We start from the raw sequence: 16,063 nt of genomic DNA on the forward strand, positions 1-16,063 counted from the left end.
AGGTTGCCGGCTGTACTCGGGGCACGGCGCCCCGATTCGTCGGCGGAGTCCTCCCCGGCTAGGACCCCCCTCGCGGCACCCGTCGGCCGTCGTCGCGGAGCGCGGCGAGGCGGGCGCGGGAGCGGTCGGCCCACAAGCGAGCGCCGATGCGGTCGTTGCAGGCCGCGGCGGCCGTGAAGTGCGCGGCCGCCGCGGCGGAGTCGCCGAGTGCGGCGGTGGCGATGCCGAGGAAGTGGCGGACGGAGCCGAGCATGTCGATGCTGCCGTAGAGGGCGATCGCGTCCGCGTGAGGGGCGAGCACGCCGATGCACGCCGGGAGTTCCGCGGTGCGGCCGAGGCCGGCCAGGACTTCGGTACGGAGGCAGTCCAGGGCCAGCGACGACCACGTGCCGGATACCGTGGGGTCGGTCGCTTCGGGCACGAGTTCGGCGGCGAGCGCGTGGTCGCCCGCGGCCAGGGCGGCGCGTGCGATCACGGCACGGAAGACGGGCTGGCGTGACCGCCGCGCGAGGTCCGCGAGAGCCGGCAGTTCGTCGGCGAGGGTTCCGGCCGCGGTCGCGGATTCGGCGCGGAGGGTGCCCTCGCATTCGTCGGGCCCGGCAACGGTCGTCTGCCGGTGCAGGCGGTTCGCCCCGGGGATGCCCGCCCGCGCGTCGGCGGCGCGTCCGGCCATGATGTGCCGCATGCAGTGCCACCACGCCAGTTGGACCGCGGCGCTCGTCTGGCCTTGGCCTGCCGCGAGGTCTTCGCAGCGGGCGATGTCGGCGTCGGCTTCGTCCGTCCGGCCGAGTTCGAGCAACGCGCAGGCGCGGAGGAAGCGGGCGACGAGTCCGGTGTGCGGCGAGCCGGTCGCCTGGGCGGCGGTGGCCAGTTCTTCGGCGATCGCGAGACGCTCGACGGCGGTCCCCGGCCGCCAGATGGCCAGGAATCGGCAGCTCAGCGCAAAGCCCAGGGTCTGCGGGTCGCCGCCGGCGCGGGCCTGCCGGACCGCTTCGAGCGACAGCCGGTCGGCGCGCTCGCCGTCCCACGTGTAGACGAGTTCCACGGCGAGCCCCGCGGTGACCTGCGCGTGCAGGTCGCCGTCCGGCAGCGCGGCGCGGCAGTGCTCCAGGACGGCGATGACGTCGTGGTCGACTTCGGCGTACTCGCGCCAGTTCCACAGCTCCGGGCCGCCGAACGCCACGGCCGCGGCGGCCATGTCCGCCGGTTCGCCGACGTCCCGGGCCAACGTCAGTGCGGCGCGCAGCACTTCGCGCGAGCCTGCGAGGTCGCCGGTGCGGCGCAGCGCGACGCCGAGGCCGTGCAGGATGTCGAACCGGAGGGCCGGAGGTGTCTCGGGAGATGCCGCGACGATGTCCGCGGCGCGCCGCCAGAGGGCGCCGGCCTCGTCGTAGGCGAATTGCTCGTCCGCGTGCCGGGCCGCCGCGACGCACCGCAGGATCGCCCGTTCGGTCAGTGCCGGGTCGAGTTGGGCGCCGAGGAGCAGATGGTGGGCGATCTCGGCGGCCCGGTCGGGGGCGTCGCCGAGGCGGGCTTCCAGCGCGGTGCCGATCCTGCCGTGCAGGGCGCGCCGCCGGGCGGGGCCGAGGTCTTCGTAGACGGTTTCCCGGACCAGGGCATGGGTGAACCGGTAGTGCCCGGGCGGGGACGGCACTTCGTCGAGGAGGCCGTGCCCGGTGGCCGTGTCGAGAGCGTCGGCGACCGCCGCGAGGTCGAGCCCGGCGACCGGGATGAGGAGGTCGGCGCCGAAGTCACGGCCGAATGCCGCGGCGGCCTGGAGGACGGTTCGGGCGTCCGTGGGCAGCGGGGCGAGCCGTCGGCGGACGACGTCGCGGACGCCGTCCGGGATCTCCCACCCGATGCCCGGCGCGACGGTCCCCGGTTGCCCGCACGTGTCGGTGCCGTCCGGGTCGGATGCGGGGCCGCCGGATACGCGGTCTGCCGTGCGGGTCGGCCCGGCGGCCGTGTGGCCGGTCATGAGCCGGGCCAGTTCGCGGGTGAAGAAAGGATTTCCCGCCACGCGCCGGTACACGGCCGCGGCCGTCGCGTCGTCGATGTCGGCGCCGACGACGCGGCTGACGAGCGTCCGGGTGTCGGCCGGCCCCAGGCCTTCGAGAGGGAGCCGCACCGGGTGGGTGCGGGCCACGGCGGCCAGGCACGCGTCCAGCGCGGTGTTCTCGCGCCGCTCGGTGTCGCGCAGCGTCGCGACGAGCAGCACGGGCGTGTGCGCCAGGGGTTCGGCGGCGTATTGCAGGAGGTGCAGGGACGAGGGGTCCGCCCAGTGCAGGTCCTCCAGTACCACGACCAACGGCTGCTCTCCGGCGACGGCCAGCAGGTGGCGGGTTGTCTCCTCGTACACGCGCAGCGGTGCCGTCGCCGGATCCAGGTCGAGGTCGAGACCCCGGCCGCGGGCCTCGCGGCCGAGCAACGAGGGCCCCGAGGCACCTGCCCGGGCCGGCGACTGAACCGCGCGCAGGACCTCGGTCCACGGCCAGAACGCGGGTGCCGGATCGGCTTCGTGGCAGCGGCCCCACACGGTACGGACGCCCTTCGCGGTCGCCCGGCGCGCGAACTCGGCGACCAGGTGCGTCTTGCCGATGCCGGGTTCGCCGCTGACGATCACGACGCCGCCCCGGGCCGCCGCCGCATCGTCCAAGGCGCGGTGCAGGGCGGCCAGCTGGGCGTCTCGCCCGACGAGCGCTGGCAGCGGCGGCGGCAGCGGCGCGGCAGCACGTGCGGCAGGCTCCCCGGAGTCCGCGGTCCGGGTGCGCGCCGTGGGCAGGTCGGACGGCACGTCGTGGGGTGGCGTCGTCTCTGCGGGCGCCGGCACGGGCACGGCGTCCCGGGTGCGGGCAGCGGATGACATGCCGTCTGCGAGGTGCGTCGCGTGTTCGAGGACATCGCGTTCGAGTCTGCGCAGCGCGGGCGACGGTTCGACGCCCAGCTCCTCGGCAAGACGGGCCCGTGCGGCGCGCAGTGCGGCGAGCGCGTCCGCTTGGCGGCCTCCGCGGTACAGCGACAGCACGAGCAGCTCGGTGAACCGCTCGCGGAACGGGTGGCGGCGGACCAGGGATTCCGCGTCCGCGGCGGCCTCGCCGTGTCGCCCCAACGCCGTCAGGGCATCCAGCCGCGATTCGGCGGCCAGCAACCGCAGTTCGTCCAAGCGGTCGGCGTCCTCGCGCAGCGCGGCCAGGTCCGGGAAGTCGGCGTACGCGTCGCCGCGCCACAGCGCCAGCGCGGCGTCCAACGCGGCGAGCGCGGCCGCCGGGTCGGTGGGCAGCAGGGCGTGGCCCTCGGCCAGCGTCCGGGCGAAGACCTGCGCGTCGAGCGCGCCGTCCGGGAGCCTCAAGGCGTAGCCGCGTTCCGTGCTCACGAGCACCGCCGCGGGTGCGCGCGGCTTGCGGCCGGGTTCCAGAACGGCGCGCAGCCGCGACACCGCGACTTGCAGCGAGGCCGCCGCGGACGGCGGCGCGTCGTCGCCCCACAGTTCGTCGACCAGGCGCTCGGCCGCGACCGCGGCGCCGCAGCGCGCGGCCAGCAACGCCAGCAGGCCCCGGTCCCGCCTCCCGGCGACCTCGGCCGCACGGCCGCCGACAGCCACGCGCAGCGTCCCCAGCACACCGATGCCCGGCACAGGTTTTTCCCCGGCCACTCCCCCACCCCTTGCCCCCCATGCAGGCCCCGCACCCCCTGCGGGCCCTGCAGACCTTGCGTACCTCCCCCGCCGCACATGATGGCAGCCGACCGCCCCTGGCGCGCGGCACCTGCCGGGGCTCGGCAGCTCCGCAGCTCCGCAGCTCGGCGGCTCGGCGGCTCGGCAGGAAAGCGCGAGGTAAGTGCGCCGTTGGCGACGTCGGTGGGCCGTAGCTGGGCGGTAAGTGCGCGATAGGTCGCCGATAAGTGCACGGTAACCAGCCGGTAGGTACCGGGCGAGACAGTCGTGGTGTGCCGTCCGGGGCTGCCCCCGGACGCACCGCACACCCCGTCCCACGCCGAGCCCCAGGAGGCCGCCATGCACCCCGACACGCCCCGCACCCGCCCGCAGCGGATCGCCCAGGACACCTATCTCGTACCGCATCTGGTGCCGGCCGGGGAACTCGGGTTCGTCCCCGTGAACTCGATGGTGATCACCGGGCGGGAGCCGGTCGTCGTCGACACCGGGGCGCCGCTGCACCGCGAGCAGTGGCTGGCCGACGTGTTCGGTCTCGTCGCGCCCGAGGACGTGAAATGGATCTTCGTGTCGCATGACGACACCGACCACGTCGGCAACCTGCGCGAGGCCCTGGACCAGTGCCCGTCGGCGACGCTGCTCACGGACTTCCAGACCTGGCAGCGGCTTTCCGTCGACTTCGACATGCCGCTGCACCGCATGCGCTGGCTGAACCCGGGCGAGAGCCTCGACGCCGGCGACCGGACGCTCCATGCGGTGCTGCCGCCGCTGTTCGACTCCCCGGCGACCCGCGGCCTCGTCGACGGCACCAGCGGCGTGATGTGGGCCGCGGACGCGTTCGCCGCGCCGGCGCCGGGCCCGGTCCACGAGGCGCGCGACCTCCCGCCGGGCATGTTCGACGCGTCCTTCGTCCCGTTCAACAGCACGGCCAACCCGTGGCACGGCTGGCTCGACCCGGTGGCGTACGGCCGCCACCTCGACACGCTGCGGCAGCTGCCGGTCGAGGTCGTGGCGTCCTGCCACGGTCCCGTACTCCGCGGCGAACTCCTCGACCACGCCTACGCCATGACCCACGCCATGGCCGGCGCACCCGTCGTGCCGGCGCCCGGCCAACCACTGCTGGACGCCATCCTCGCCGCCGCACTCGGCTCCGCGGCCGCAACAGCGCGCTGAACGCACCACCCGAGGGGGGACTTCCATGACCGCCGCACGCGGCACGCTGGCCGTGGTGTGCATCACGACAGCCATGCTCATGCTCGACATCGCCGTGGTGAACACGGCGCTCTTCGCCATCGCCGACGACCTCGACACCGGCCTCACCGGAATCCAGTGGGTCGTCGACGCCTACACCCTCGCGCTGGCTTCCGCCGTGCTCGGCGCCGGGTCGTTCGCCGACCGGCTCGGCCGCCGCCGGGTATTCCTCGGTGGGCTGGTCCTGTTCACCGCCGCCTCGGCCGCTTGCGCCGCCGCCCCGGACATCGTGGTGCTCGACACCGCGCGCGCCGTCCAAGGCGTGGGCGCTGCCGTCCTGTTCGCCGTGTCGCTGGCCCTGCTCGCGCACGCCTTCCCGGATCCGGGCGGCCGGGCTCGGGCCTTGGCCGCCTACGGCGCGACGATCGGGGCGTCCTTCGCCCTCGGCCCGCTCGCGGGCGGCATGCTCACCGAATGGGCGCACTGGCGCTGGATCTTCCTGGTCAACGTTCCCGTCGGCCTGGCCTGCCTGGCCGGCACGCGGCGCTGGGTCGCCGAGTCCCGGGACCCGCGGCCGCGTTCCGCCGACTGGCCGGGCCAGTTTCTCCTGGCCGCGGCGATGTCCGCCCTCGTCTTCGGCCTCCTGCGCGCGCCCGGGCACGGCTGGAGCAATGGCGTCACCGCCGCCGCATTCGTCGTCGCGGTTATGTGCGGTGCGGCGTTCCTCGTCCGCGAGCGCCGGGCCCGCGAACCGATGCTGCCGCTCGGCATGCTGGCGAACCGCGCCTTTGCGGCGGCACAAGCCGCGACGTTCGCCATTTCCGCGTCGCTGTTCGCGGTCTTCCTCTACACGACGCTGTACCTGCAGACGGTGGTGGGCCTGTCGCCGCTGCGGGCGGGTCTGGTGTATCTGCCCGGCACGATCGCGATGTTCGTCGTCGCGGGTGCGACCTCGTCGCTCGGGCCGCGCCTCCGGCCGCGGTACGCGGTCGCCGGGTCGCTGGTCCTGGTCTCCCTCGGACTGGTCCTCACCGTGCGTGCGGGCGCCGACGACTCGTGGATGGCCCTCGTGCCCGGCACCGTCATAGCGTTCGTCGGCGCGGGCGTCTTCAACCCGGTGATGAGCGGCATCGTCCTCGGCGAGACCCGCGCCGAGCACTTCGGTCTCGCCGCCGGCATCAACGACGCCTTCCGGCAGACCGGCATCGCCGTCGGCGTGGCTGCCCTGGGTGCGTTCCTGCCCGCCGCGGGCCCGTTCGGCACCGACCCCGCCGCCTACGTCGACGGCCTGCACCACGCCCTCCTCGCCGCCGCGGTCATCGCCGCCGCGGGCGCCGCCGCCGCCCTCCTCCTCCCGAACCGGCCGACCGCCGCGTCGCCCGCCCCTGCGCCGCCCGAACGACAGCGCACGGGGGTGTGAGAGCCGCGGCCAACCCCCGCCTCCGGAAACCGCGTTCCCGTCGCCGGGCCCACCGCGGCGGCGCCAGGCGGGATGCCCCGCTCACCGGACTCCCGTCCGCCGGCATCGTCACGCGTAGACGTACGTCATGCCGATGCCGAGGGTGCTCTGCGAGGGGAGGAGTCCGGCGCCGACGATGTCGAGCACCGGCGGCACGAGCAGTTCGGCCAGCCGGGCCACTTCCTGGGGCGTGAGGGCGTCCCACGGGGCGGAGGCGAGTTCGTCGGTGAGCTTTTCGACCGCGGTGCGGACCCGGAGTCCCTCGCGGGTGGCCGTGCCGTCGGGTTCCACCAGGCCACGGGCGGCCAGTCGTTCGCGGGCGGCGGTCCACTCCGCGTCGGTCCACTGCCGGCTGCCGAACACCTCTTCCGGCGCGGCGCCGACGGCGGCGTGCGAGACGAGGGATTCGGCGGGGCCGAGGCCGTGGGCCTGGAGGGCGACGATGTGGCCGTCGCCGCGGTGCTCGCGCAGGATCGTGGCGGCCTGCCAGAGCGCGATGTGCGGCTCGGCGGGCCAGGCCAGTGCCGCGTTGGCGGCGGCCAGGGGGCGGCCTGCGGTGTCCGCGGCCTCGGCGGCGCGGCGGGCCAGGTCGGCGGCCTCGCGCAGCTCCGGCGAGCCGATCCGGTTACCGAGGAGCGTCCGCAGCGCGCGGTCCACGGCCGCGGTCCGGGCCGCCAGGACCCGCTCGGGCGCGGCGGTCCGCCATGCCGGTGCGGTGTAGCGCTCCACCATCTGCGGACTGAGGCTGTAGAAGAGGGCGTTCACCACCTGCGGGTCGACCGGGCCGAGTGGCGCGGCGCGGTAGGCGAAGTAGCTCGGCCAGCGTTCGTCGGTGGCGTAGCCGAGAGCCGCGGCCTCCTCGAAGGCCTCCGGTGCGTAGTAGAGCGTGGCGTGCACCGGCTCCAGCAACTGCCACATCTGCCGGATCGTGCCCAGGCTGTGCTTCATGCCGTTTCCTCCACTGCTCCTCGCGCACCCCGCGAACTTGGCACTGACTAGATTGCGACACCGCCTTCATCTTGTCAATGACTACTTGTCGGCGACTAGATATCGGATAGCCTGCTGTCCATGGCCGCAACACGCACGTACCACCACGGAGATCTGCGCCGAGCCATCCTGTCCGCCGCGCTCGAGGTCATCCGGAGTGACGGCGTCGCCGCGATCAGCCTTCGCGACCTGGCCCGCCGCGCCGAGGTTTCGCACGCCGCCCCCGCCCACCATTTCGGGGACAAGGCCGGGCTGCTGACCGCGATCGCCACCGAGGGTTTCGATGCGCTGGCCGCCGCGCTGGCCGCGGTGCCGGCCGACACCGCGCACCGGCTGCGCGAAATGGGCGCGCGGTACGTGGAGTTCGCCGTCGGCCATCCGGCCCACTTCGAGGTGATGTTCCAGCCGCGGCTGCTCCACGGCGACGCCCCGGAGCTGATCGCCGCCAAGGAGCGCGCCTCCCACGCGCTGCGCTCGGGAGTGGAGGAATTCCCTGCCGCCAGGCGCGGCCCCGACGTCCGGCGCGCGGGACTGGCCGCGTGGTCGCTGGCCCACGGCTTCGCCGCCCTGCAACTCGGCGGGAGCCTCCCGCCGGACGACGACCCCGCCGCGGCCTTCCGCGCCCTCTTCGACGCCCGCCCGGTCGCCGAGGCTCCGTAACGGCGGCCGGCAGCCGGCGCTGCCGGTGATGTCCGGTAGCCGGCGGAGGGGCCGGTTTCCGACGTCACGTCGTCGAGGCTGCGCTCCGGCGTATGTCCCGCAGCCGCGCGGTGGCGTCGAGCCGGTCCTGCCCAGTCACGCGACGGCCGCGGTCATGACGTGGCGCAGGATGCGGGAGGAGGCCGTGTCGTTGGCGAGCGTGCCGTTGAAGGTCACCGAGCCGGTGGAGAAGACCCAGCCGCCGTTGCCGCGGTCGAAGTGCACCATGTGCGCGCCCAAGGACTGGGTGCCGTGGGCGATGCGGGTGACGCCCGGGAGGGGCGGCCCGCCGACATCGCTGCTGTCCTGCTCCCAGCCGCTGCCGCCGAAGTTGTAGCCGTCCTGCGCGAATTGGTCGCCGGGGCCCAGGCCGGTGCCGGCCAGGAACGGGTGGGAGGTGTCGACCTGGTAGGGAGCGAAGTCCAGGTAGGACCCGTTGTAGGCAACGCCCAACACGTTGCGCTCCGGCAGTCCTTGGTCGCGCCACAGCCAGCGGTTGCCCGTGGAGTCGCGGTGCAGCACCGCGGTCCCGTCGGCGCTGATGTCGACCCGTTCGTACATGCAGTTGCCGCCGGTGCTGACCACGCGTCCCCCGCCGGTGAGGTACGCCTCCAGCCCGTTGCGCATGGCCGGCGTCCAGTACTCCGCGTGGGAGCCCAGCACCACCGCCTTGTAGTTGCCCAGCCAGGCGGCGTCGCGGTGCAGGTCGAGGTCCTGGTAGCAGTCGTAGGCGATGTTGTTGTCGGCCAGCCAGCGCAGGAGAAGCAAGTCGCCGTAGAACCGGATGTCGATGCGGCCGGGCGGTTCGGGGGAAGAGTCGGAGAAGGGCCGCATCATCGTGTGGGTCCGGCGGGTCGGATAGCTGTCGCAGCTGTACTGGAAGTGCCCGCCCCAGTAGTTGTAGGCGCTGTGCGTCAGGAAGGGCAGCAGCACGGCGATCCGGGTCGCGGGGGCGGCGGGCCGCACGACGAACGGGATGTACCGGCGCATGCCGTCGGCGCCGTCGAGGCGGATCGCGTAGAAGCCGGACTTCCAGGCCGGCTGGACGGTGACGGCGAAGTCCGCCGGCCATCCGCAGCCGCTGCCGCGGTAGCCCGCCGGCAGTCGGCGCATGCGTCCCGAGTACGTCGTCGGGCCGAGCACCACTTGGGCGTTGGGGTCGGACCCGGCTCCCGGCGTCAGCGGGCCGTCCAACCGCAGCACGGTGGCGGCGTAGCGCTCGAAGGCCGTCGAGACGGAGACCGCGACCGACTCGCCCGGCGCCGCCGACCACTTGTCGGTGTAGCCCTGCAGGCCTGCGGTGCGGGTGGTGGTGAACCCGGTGCCGACCAAGGCACCGTTGCCGCTGCTCCACACCGGTCGGCCGTCCTGGTCGACGGTGCGCCAGTTCGCCAGGCGGTACCAGTACAGGCGGTGGTCGGACGCGTTCGGGTCGGCGCGGTCGACCCACACGGAGTAGAACGCCCCGGCGTCGGCGAAGCGCTCCACCGAGAACGCCCATTCCCAGCCGCCGCCGATGGTGATGGGCGCCCCGCCGTTGGCCCACGCGCCCGGGCCGTTGCTGCCGTCGCCGGCCAGGTACCGGTACCAGTGCAGGTCGCCGCTGCCCTTGACGGCATAGATCACGCCGTCGGAATCGGCGAAGTGGAAGCTGTACAGGCGGCGCCCGGTGGCGATGCGGGATCCCACCCCGCCGTTGGCCCACGCGCCGGGGGCGCCGGTGCCGTCCCCGGCGAGGTACCGGAACCAGTACATGTCGCCGTTGGCGTCGATCGCGTAGATCACGCCTTGCTTGCCGCCGAAGATGGAGCTGTAGCTCCCGAATCCGCGGTGGATGATGTTGTTGGTGTTCGGGTGCCAGGTGCCTTCGCCGGTGTCCGGATTGGTCAGGGTGTACTTGCACCACACGAGCGTGCCGTCGCCGCACAGCCCGAAGAGCTGGCCGTCGTCCGCGGCCAGCACCTGCGTGTGCGCCTGCCAGCCCACGCCGATGTCGCGGCTCATGCCGGAGCTGGCCCAACTCGCCGCGCCGGTGTCGCGGCCCAGATGGCGGAACCACTTCAGGCGGCCGTCGGACTGAACGCTGTAGATCACGCCGTTGCCGCCCGGCACCATCAGCACTTGGCTCTGCTCCGGGTCGACCGGTCCGATCTGGCGCGTCGACGGCCCGGGTTGCGGCCCGGACCGCGGCGCGGCCACCGCGCGGGACAGGCCCGGCGGCAGCACCGAGGCTCCCGCGAGAACGGCCGCGCCGGAGAAGACGCGGCGCCGCGAGAGCCTCCTTTCCGAGGAGGCCTCGGAGAGGTCTTCGGCCGGGTCGGGGGACGCGGGGTGCGGCAGTGACGAGCCGCTTCCAGACTGTGACATCAACTGCATAAGGTACATAGCGCCACGCACCCATCCCGCCATTCGCACCCGCGGGTGCGGTTCGGGGGCGACGAGCACCGGGTGATTCGCCCCGCGCGTGCAGGTGCTGGCGGATCGTGTAGCGGTCGTCGCAGGGCAGGCGGTCGCTGGGGGTGTCCTTGGTCAGGTCGTTCTCCGGCACACCCGCCGACGAGTCGACAGCTCGGTGACATCGAGGGCCCGACCGGGTGGCGACCGAGAGCGGTGCTCAGCGTGCCCAGCGTGCTTGCGGCATTCCCCCGACGCCTGCACATGGTGATCAGCGGACGCGGTGGAGTCCGCCGACTGGCCGTGTAGCGCCTGTTCAGACCTCTCCGGCACCCGTCCCCGACGTCGGGGCCTGGACCGCGCCCGTGGCGTAGTCGGTCAGGGCGGCGAGGGCGTGCGGGGCCGTGGTCGTCGTCGAGGTCGCCGGGGCCAACCGGGCGGACGGCCTTGCCGCGTCGAGGGGTCGCCCCGCGAGGGGGCGAGCGCCGGCGCAGCGCAGGCCACCTCGCCTGGGTGTGTTCGACCGCCCGTCAGGATGCCTCCTGGCAGAAGACGCCGGCCAGGGCCGCCGTCGCGGCCGCGTCGGCGTAGCGGTCCGCGAGCGCTTCGTCCACTGTCTCGCCGGTCACGAACAGCCGGTAGTACAAGGGCGCGACCGCGCAGCGCACCACGTCGACGCCGTCGGTCCCGGCCGGCGCCTCGCCGCGCGCGACCGCGCGGTCGACGACCGCGGCGGCCTGCTCGTGCCGGGTCGCCAGGTAGGCGTGCAGTGCTCTTCCCGCCTCCGGATCGTGCAGGGCCGCGGTGGTCAGCGACCGGGCCACCGGCCCGCCTTGGGGGTCGGTGAACCCTGCGACGACCTGGCGGCCGATAGCGCGCAGGTCGCTCTGCAGACTGCCGTCGTCCGGCAGCGGCCAGGGCTCGGCGGACGTGATGTCCAGGGCGTCCGCGGCGAGCGCGGCCGCCGTGCCCCACCGCCGGTACACCGTCGTCTTGTGCACACCGGACCGTGCCGCGACACCTTCCACGGTCAGCCCCGCGAAGCCGTGCTCGGCGAGTTCGGCGAGCGTGGCCGCGCGCACGGCGTCGCGGGTCCGCGCGGTACGGCCGCCGGGGCGCACGCTCCCGGGCGGCCCGGGGTGGGCTTCCCGACCGGCCTCTCCCGCACTCAAAAGCTATCCAGTTGCATTAGTGCTCCTCATCCGCCACTCTCATGCTAACGCGAACAAGTTGCATTAGAGAGGAGGCGGCGTATGACCGTCGTTCACCACCACCCCGTCGCCACGCCGGATGCCGGACCGTACGCCGTGGCCGCGGGCCCCGACGGCGCCGTGTGGTTCACCCTCGTACACGCCGGGCGCATCGCCCGCTTCACTGCGGCGGACGGCCTGCGGGAGTTCGCCCTGGACCGCACCGACACCGGGCCGACCGTCGTCACCACCGGCCCGGACGGCGCCCTGTGGTTCACCGAATACCGCGGTCACCGCATCGGTCGCATCACCACGTCCGGTGAGACCGCGCACTTCCCGCTCCCGGCATCCCTGGCCGGGCCGTTCGGCATCACGGCGGGCCCGGACGGTGCGCTGTGGTTCACCGCGACCGCCGCGTCCGCCGTCGGCCGCATGGCCGTGGACGGGGAGACCAGCGCGTTCCCGCTGCCCGTCGACGACGCCTTCCCGTCGGCCATCGCGGCAGGTCCGGACGGGGCGCTGTGGCTCACCCTCAATGCGGCGAACGCGATCGCGCGCATCACATGCGAGGGGAAGGCGACCGTCCATCCGCTGTCGACCGCGGGCGCCGCTCCCGTCGGCATCGCGGCGGGACCGGACGGTGCGCTCTGGTTCACCGAGATCGGTGCGGGAGCAGTCGGCCGTATCACTCCGGACGGCCGCATCGACGAGTTCCCGCTCGCGAACCGCGCTGCCCGGCCCCACGCGATCGCCCCCGGCCCCGACGGCATGCTGTGGTTCACCGAATGGGCCGGGAACCGGATCGGCCGCATCACCCCGGACGGCCGTCTGCTCGACCCGATCGCGATGCCTCAGCCCGGCGCCGAACCGCACGGACTGACCACCGGACCGGACGGCAGCGTCTGGGTGGCTTCATTCATGACTACCGAGACCGTTTGTTCGGAAGTTATGGTGCGCGGGCCCCGGGTAGAGAGGCCGCGATGTTCACGAGTTTTGAGAACACCAGAGCTGTTCCGCCGTCACTGAGCTGCCTTTCGCGGGTTGCCCGAGAAGTTCAGATGGCTGATCCCGGTGAGATGCCCGCGTCGCGAAGGAACGCGGCCATGTCGTCGGGTACCGGCATCGGGGTGGTCAGGGGGTCGCGGAGCTGGCTGGCGTTCCCGGGCCAGGTACTTGCCCGCGGCCGAGGCGAGGTGCGGCGACCAGCAGCCGCAGCACCTGGCCAAGCGGTTCGCGTATGTCGCGGTGCTCCCCCGCGCAGTGGCCCGAATGAGGCGCTCCACCAACGCGGATGGTGGGTCCGCTCGACCGGACCACTCTGTGGGGGCTCAGCAGCACGGGGCGTGTGAGCCCTCCCGGGGGAGCTACATCCCCGTTAGCGGCCGATCGAGGGTGCCTCGCGCTGTGCCGCAAGCTGCGAACCCGGGCTAAGGGAAGCGCTGTGCCGGACTTGGGACGGATCCGGGCGCATGGTCGTCGGGCTGACGCTCGTGAATCCCTGGAGAGCCGCCATCTGGGCTTGCTTTTGGCGTGCCGCCTCGGGCGCGAGCTGATGGCCGTCGCGGTCGACCGACGCGTGGAGCCGGTGAACGGATCGGCGGACGTTGTCGGCTGCCTGGGTGGCGGCGGACCACGTCGCCGGGGTCATGGGGAAGTTCATCGCCCATGCGTCCTTGGCGAACTGCGGGGCCTTCGCGCCGTACAGGTAGACCATTTTGCCGGATTCGGCGTAGGCCTCGTGGTTTTGCGTCGAGTACCGGCCCATCGAGGCGATGGCTTCGTCCCGGCGGGCGGCGTGCTCGGCGCGGAGGAAGGCCGCCTGCGGGTCGAAGGTGTGGGTGATCTCGTGCAGTGTCACCGGGGTTGCGCCCAGGCCCAGTTCCCCGAGGCGGTGGCCGCGCGAGTCGTTCTCCTGCATGGAGTACATGAGGTACCAGCGCGCGTCGGCGCCGAGCTTCGTGGCGTTGAAGATCATGTCGCCGTTGGTCGTGGTCAGCGCGGGGACCTTGCGCGCGTTGTCGGGACCACCCACCGCGTCGACGAACCAGTCCATCTTGGTCATGTCCGTGACGATGAGCCTGCGCCACTGTGGCGGCGGCGCGAGCCCTGCTTCGGCGAGTCGCTCCGCATGGACAGCGCCGACCGCCGCCTCCTTCGCGGACAGCAAATGCGCACCGCTCAGGTGGAAGCTGCGGACCTGCCCGGACGACTGGACCGACGGGATCTCCTCGGCGAGCATCTCGCCCAGCGCGGTGACGTCCGGGGCCTCGATGATCCGATCGAGATCCTGGTCCGTGATCCCGTGCACGTGCCGCCCCCTCACCTGCGCCGACGCGCAGAACATGGCCGCTCGACTCGGCTGTGCGCTGTGTCCGGGCCGTGGTTGCCCTCGTCCCCAGGCACCGTAGCGGGCAGGCGCCTGCATCGATGTCCGCACTTCGCCGGCAGGCTGCTGCGACGTGTTCAACCGGATAGGGCGGGGCTTGGGCGGCAGGTCAGGCGGTGCTGGCCTGTTCGGCGCGGGCGCGGGTCTGCGCGAAGCGGTACGAGTCGGTGCCGGTCTCGATGATGTTGCCGCCGAAGGTCAGCCGGTCCACGATCGCCGCGCACAGCCGCGGGTCCGTGAACGTCTTCGTCCATCCTCCGAAGGCTTCGTTGGAGGCGCTCGCCACGCTCGCCTTCTCCTCCCGCTCCGTCAGCACCTGGAACAGCAACTCGGCCCCGCGGCGGTCCAGTTCCATGTAGCCCAGCTCGTCGATGCAGAGAAGGTCGACGCGGCCGTAGCGGGCGATCGTCTTGGCGAGCTGCTTGTCGTCGGCCGCCTCGACCAGCTCGTTCACGAGCTTCGTCGCCAGTGTGTACCGGACGCGGTGCCCGGCCATCGCCGCTTCGGTGCCGAGCGCGATCAGCAGATGCGACTTGCCGGTACCGGAGTCCCCGATCAGGCACAGGGGCTGGCCCTTCCTGACCCACTCGCACTTGGCGAGGGTGTGAATCACCGCCGGGTCGATGTTCGGATTCGCCTCAAAATCGAACATCCGCAGGGACTTCTCCCGTGGAAAGCCCGCGGCCTTGATCCGCCGGTCCGAGCGGCGGCGGGCGCGGTCGTCGCACTCCGCCAGCAGCAGCTCCGCGAGGTAGCCCATATAGGTCAGCTGGTCCTTGGCGCTGCGGGATGCCGCGTCGCGGAACTCCGCGCGGACGGTCGGCAGCCGCAGCACCTTGCACGCCTGGTCGATGGCGGCGTCGGCGGCCTGCTCGGTCATGCCGCGCTGTCGTGGCACAGTCATCCGGATTCTCCTTCGCGGCGGACGCCGCCCAAGCGGCGGCGCAGCAACTGGTCATACGGCGCTACCGACGGCAGCGGCCGGGTGTCGGGCGGCAGGTGCGTCAACCGCCACGCCGCCAGGAACGTCACGTTTGCTGTGGTTGCCGGATCGTCCGGCGGCGGCAAGGCGGGTTCGTCGTCGGCTTCGGCGGCCTTGCGGGCCTCCAGGGCGACTGCGTCCGCGGTCAGCGCGCCGACCCGCAGCGCGGCGGCCAGCCCGGTGACCAGGTGCTCGTGGCCGATCGACCGGCCCAGCAGCAGTACGTCGATCAGCGCCCGGGTGCCCTCCCGCTCGCCGTGCGCGGCGCGGGCGGCGTCCCACCATGCGTCGTGCAGCGGGGTGAACCGGCCCGCCGCGCGCGCCTGGTCCAACGCGGTCGCTCCCGGCAGCGCGCCGGGCTTGCGGACCAGCGCTTCGAGGTAGTGGTCCAGCTCCAGCCGGGACCGGCACTTGCCCGTCAGCCGCTCGTGCCGGGCGACCTCGACATCGCCGTCGTAGACCACCAGGTGCGAAGCGTGCAGCAGCACCTCCACCCGACGCCCGATCAACCTGACCGGCACCGAGTACTTGTTCATCCGGACCGTGACCTGGCTGTACCGGTCCACCCGCGGCAACAGCCGCAACCCCGTCTCGAACTCCTCCTCCGGCAACGGCGCGAGCAAACCGCGTTCCTGCTCGAAGGCCTCGCCGACCGTGAGCGGCCGCGTCCCGATCCGCCGTGCGTCGTCGGCCGCGTCCCACTGCTCGACCAGCGCGTTCAACTCCGTCAGCGAGGCGACCTCGGGGACCGGCACGAAGTGGTTGCGCCGGTACCAGCCGATCTGCCCCTCCACCCCGCCCTTCTCATGGGCGCCGGCCAAGCCGGGGCGGCAGTAGAAGCTGTCCAGGCCGTAGTGCGACTTGAACGCCGTCCACCGCGCCGTCTCGACCCGGTGCCGGGTGAACCCGAGGACCTGCGCGACAGCCGCCTTCAAGTTGTCGTACCGCACCTTCCCCCGCGGCACCCCGCCCAGCGTCCGAAGCGCGTGCGCGTGGCCCTCGAAGAACGCCTCCTGCCCGCCCGAAGCGAACACCCTTCTCCGCACTACTGATCAGGGGCCTGTGGACGATCACTTAATTTCCCCAGGCTGCCATCCCGTCGTTC

Annotated in this window: 11 protein-coding genes; 4 read left to right on the plus strand and 7 right to left on the minus strand. The window is 73.0% G+C overall.

What is annotated here, in order from left to right; translation table 11 throughout:
• Positions 1 to 58 precede the first annotated feature (58 nt).
• Positions 59 to 3,634 carry an ATP-binding protein gene (locus tag ACPA54_RS25895; RefSeq protein WP_423533615.1) on the minus strand — a complete coding sequence of 1,192 codons (3,576 nt, stop codon included), beginning with the start codon at positions 3,632 to 3,634 and terminating at the stop codon, positions 59 to 61.
• Positions 3,635 to 4,012: 378 nt separating this feature from the next.
• Between ACPA54_RS25895 and ACPA54_RS25900 the strand changes: the two genes are divergently transcribed.
• Positions 4,013 to 4,843: an oxygen-binding di-iron domain-containing protein gene (locus ACPA54_RS25900; protein ID WP_423533617.1), complete on the plus strand. Its 831-nt coding sequence runs from the start codon at positions 4,013 to 4,015 to the stop codon at positions 4,841 to 4,843.
• Between the two features lie 25 nt (positions 4,844 to 4,868).
• On the plus strand, positions 4,869 to 6,281 hold the full coding sequence (locus ACPA54_RS25905) for an MFS transporter (RefSeq protein ID WP_423533619.1): 1,413 nt from the start codon (positions 4,869 to 4,871) through the stop codon (positions 6,279 to 6,281).
• 108 nt (positions 6,282 to 6,389) lie between these two features.
• Here ACPA54_RS25905 and ACPA54_RS25910 read toward each other — a convergent pair whose 3' ends face one another.
• Positions 6,390 to 7,268 (minus strand): SCO6745 family protein, encoded by an 879-nt coding sequence (locus ACPA54_RS25910; protein WP_423533621.1) that lies wholly within the window; start codon positions 7,266 to 7,268, stop codon positions 6,390 to 6,392.
• Between the two features lie 120 nt (positions 7,269 to 7,388).
• On the opposite strand from ACPA54_RS25910, the gene ACPA54_RS25915 reads away from it, so the two are divergent.
• On the plus strand, positions 7,389 to 7,967 hold the full coding sequence (locus tag ACPA54_RS25915) for a TetR/AcrR family transcriptional regulator (RefSeq protein WP_423533623.1): 579 nt from the start codon (positions 7,389 to 7,391) through the stop codon (positions 7,965 to 7,967).
• A 135-nt stretch (positions 7,968 to 8,102) separates the two neighbouring features.
• Here ACPA54_RS25915 and ACPA54_RS25920 read toward each other — a convergent pair whose 3' ends face one another.
• Positions 8,103 to 10,373, minus strand: coding sequence for a N,N-dimethylformamidase beta subunit family domain-containing protein (locus tag ACPA54_RS25920; RefSeq protein ID WP_423533625.1), 2,271 nt, complete (start codon positions 10,371 to 10,373; stop codon positions 8,103 to 8,105).
• 557 nt (positions 10,374 to 10,930) lie between these two features.
• On the minus strand, positions 10,931 to 11,482 hold the full coding sequence (locus tag ACPA54_RS25925; protein ID WP_423533627.1) for a TetR/AcrR family transcriptional regulator: 552 nt from the start codon (positions 11,480 to 11,482) through the stop codon (positions 10,931 to 10,933).
• A gap of 171 nt (positions 11,483 to 11,653) precedes the next feature.
• On the opposite strand from ACPA54_RS25925, the gene ACPA54_RS25930 reads away from it, so the two are divergent.
• Positions 11,654 to 12,616, plus strand: a complete 963-nt coding sequence (locus ACPA54_RS25930; protein WP_423533629.1) for a Vgb family protein — start codon at positions 11,654 to 11,656, stop codon at positions 12,614 to 12,616.
• A gap of 349 nt (positions 12,617 to 12,965) precedes the next feature.
• On the opposite strand, the gene ACPA54_RS25935 is transcribed toward ACPA54_RS25930, so the two are convergent.
• The 3 genes from ACPA54_RS25935 to ACPA54_RS25945 form a co-directional block, all read right to left on the minus strand.
• Positions 12,966 to 13,898: a hypothetical protein gene (locus ACPA54_RS25935; RefSeq protein ID WP_423533631.1), complete on the minus strand. Its 933-nt coding sequence runs from the start codon at positions 13,896 to 13,898 to the stop codon at positions 12,966 to 12,968.
• Between the two features lie 187 nt (positions 13,899 to 14,085).
• Entirely contained in the window at positions 14,086 to 14,880 is a 795-nt protein-coding gene (gene istB / locus ACPA54_RS25940) for an IS21-like element helper ATPase IstB (protein WP_423533633.1), read from the minus strand.
• Positions 14,877 to 15,992, minus strand: a complete 1,116-nt coding sequence (locus ACPA54_RS25945; protein WP_423533635.1) for a Mu transposase domain-containing protein — start codon at positions 15,990 to 15,992, stop codon at positions 14,877 to 14,879. Before ACPA54_RS25945 ends, istB begins: the two co-directional genes overlap by 4 nt.
• Positions 15,993 to 16,063 lie beyond the last annotated feature (71 nt).

Origin of the sequence: Uniformispora flossi, assembly GCF_049534875.1 — a bacterium.
Lineage (GTDB): Bacteria > Actinomycetota > Actinomycetes > Streptomycetales > Streptomycetaceae > Yinghuangia > Yinghuangia aomiensis.

Bases quoted from the DNA above. Each gene is read 5' to 3' on its own strand.
- ACPA54_RS25910 (WP_423533621.1), bottom strand. From the start codon at position 7,268: ATGAAGCACAGCCTGGGCACGATCCGGCAGATGTGGCAGTTGCTGGAG.
- ACPA54_RS25930 (WP_423533629.1), top strand. From the start codon at position 11,654: ATGACCGTCGTTCACCACCACCCCGTCGCCACGCCGGATGCCGGACCG.
- ACPA54_RS25920 (WP_423533625.1), bottom strand. From the start codon at position 10,373: ATGTCACAGTCTGGAAGCGGCTCGTCACTGCCGCACCCCGCGTCCCCC.
- ACPA54_RS25900 (WP_423533617.1), top strand. From the start codon at position 4,013: ATGCACCCCGACACGCCCCGCACCCGCCCGCAGCGGATCGCCCAGGAC.
- ACPA54_RS25915 (WP_423533623.1), top strand. From the start codon at position 7,389: ATGGCCGCAACACGCACGTACCACCACGGAGATCTGCGCCGAGCCATC.
- ACPA54_RS25905 (WP_423533619.1), top strand. From the start codon at position 4,869: ATGACCGCCGCACGCGGCACGCTGGCCGTGGTGTGCATCACGACAGCC.
- istB (WP_423533633.1), bottom strand. From the start codon at position 14,880: ATGACTGTGCCACGACAGCGCGGCATGACCGAGCAGGCCGCCGACGCC.